Annotated in this window: 2 protein-coding genes and 1 pseudogene; all 3 read right to left on the minus strand. The window is 70.2% G+C overall.

Translation table 11 applies throughout. The annotated features are described in order from the left end of the window. Positions 1 to 631, minus strand: a 631-nt coding sequence (locus RT309_RS13925) for a DivIVA domain-containing protein (protein ID WP_313357986.1), incomplete at its 3' end; no start/stop codon positions are given. 46 nt (positions 632 to 677) lie between these two features. Beyond that, complete coding sequence (locus RT309_RS13930) at positions 678 to 1,541, minus strand: metal ABC transporter permease (RefSeq protein ID WP_313357988.1); 864 nt, start codon at positions 1,539 to 1,541, stop codon at positions 678 to 680. Beyond that, positions 1,538 to 1,929 (minus strand): annotated as a pseudogene (locus RT309_RS13935) (ABC transporter ATP-binding protein); the annotation flags it as partial. The pseudogene RT309_RS13935 and the gene RT309_RS13930, both read right to left, overlap by 4 nt.

Below are 1,929 nucleotides of genomic sequence, written 5' to 3' on the forward strand. Positions count from 1 at the left end.
CGAGGCGTGCCTCGTGCGCGGTGTGCTCGGTGTCGATCTTCAGCCGGATCTGGTCGGCGTCGTGCTGCGCCTGAGCGATGATGCGGGTCACGTCGGCGGCGAGTTCGCCCCGCTTGCTCTCGCCCTCTTCTCGCGCCGCGTCCAGCAGCCGCTCGGCCTGAGTCGCCGCGTTGTGGATCAGCACGCTCGCCTGCTCTTCGGCGACGCGAAGCACCGCCTCGAACTGCTGACGGCTCGGGGGCTCGCCGTCACTGCGAGGCGCGTCGACCAGCTCGGTGCTCAGCGTGGCGATCTGAGCGGTGGCCTCGTCGGCCTGGGCGCGCGCCGCCGCGAGCTCGGCTTCGAGCCGCGCGATGCGGTCATCGCTGTCGGCGGTCGCGTCGACCACGGCCCGCTCGGTCTGCTCCCGCAGCTCCTGCAGGTCGCTGCGACGGCGCTCGTCGGCCTCGTCCAGCGACGCGGAGACCCGCTTGAGCTGGTCTCGCAGCGTCGCGATCGCGGCATCCACCTCGACCTTGTCGTAGCCGCGGAACGCCTGGGTGAACGACGAGCGATCCTTGGGGACGCTGGTCAGCAGCTGGTCGAAGAAGTCGCCGTTCTGCTCATGGTCGTTGTGCTGCGTCTCGCTCACCGGGTGGGGCCTCTCTCAAGTCTTCGCGCGCTCCGGCTCAATAGTCTCATGCGCGGGCGACGCGACGAACACGCGAGCGCGTGCGCTGAGCGATCCAGCAACCCGCGTAGATCATGAACGAGATCGTCGTGATGTACGGGCTCACCGGAAGCGTGCCGGCGAGCGCCAGCAGGATGCCCCCGACCGCAGCCGTGAAGCCGAAGAGCGCCGCGAGCAGCGGCACCGCGACCGGCCCACTCGACAGGCGCATCGCCGCCGCCGCCGGGGTGACCAGCAGCGCCATCACCAGCAGGGCGCCGATGATGTGCACGCTGACCGCGACGATCAGTCCGAGCAGCACCATGAAGATGAGGCTGACCGCCCGCACCGGCACACCGCGCGCCGCTGCGGATTCGGCGTCGAGCGAGTCGAAGCGCAGCGGATGCCACATCAGCAGCAGTCCGACCAGAACGACTGCGGAGATGCCGATCAGCCACCCGAGATCCGGGTTCGAGACCGACACGATCTGACCCGTCAGCAGTCCGAAGCGGTTGGCCGTGCGCCCTTCGACGAGAGAGAGGAACAGGATGCCGAGGCCCAGCCCGAACGGCATCAGCACGCCCACGATCGAATTGCGGTCACGCGCCTTCGCGCCGAGCACGCCGATCAGGACGGCGGCGACCAGAGCGCCGCCGAGCGAACCCACGACGACGCTGCCGCCGAACAGCAGCGCGGCCGCAGCGCCCGCGAATGAGAGCTCGCTCACGCCGTGCACGGCGAAGGCGAGGTCGCGCTGCATGACGAAGACGCCGATCAGCCCGCCGACGACGCCGAGCACAGCACCCGCGATGAGCGAGTTGGACAGCAGGGCCAGCAGCTCGCCGTAGTCCTGGAACGAGAACACGTCGCCCCAGTCGAGCAGCGGCCTCACGCGTGTGCTCCCTGGGATGCGTCGTCGTCGGAGTGCTCGTGCGCGTGCGTGCCCTCGGCATCCGGCGCCCCGACGACCACCAGCCGGTCACCGGCGCGCAGCACGAACACGGCCGTGCCGTACAAGTCGGTGAGCACGCGGCTCTGCAGCACCTCGTCGGGGGCGCCGAGCACGAATCGGCCCCCGGCGATGTACAGGATGCGGTCGACGAGGCCGAGGATCGGGTTGACGTCGTGGGTGACGAACAGCACGCCGGCCCCCTGCCGTCTCTGCCGGTCGATGATGCTGGTGATGCCGCGCTGGTTGGCGAGGTCGAGGCCGGAGAGCGGCTCGTCGCACAGCAGCAGCGCGGGGTCGTCGGCGAGGGCCTGGCCGACCCGCAGGCGCT

It is taken from the genome of Microbacterium sp., from assembly GCF_032084865.1.
Lineage (GTDB): Bacteria > Actinomycetota > Actinomycetes > Actinomycetales > Microbacteriaceae > Microbacterium.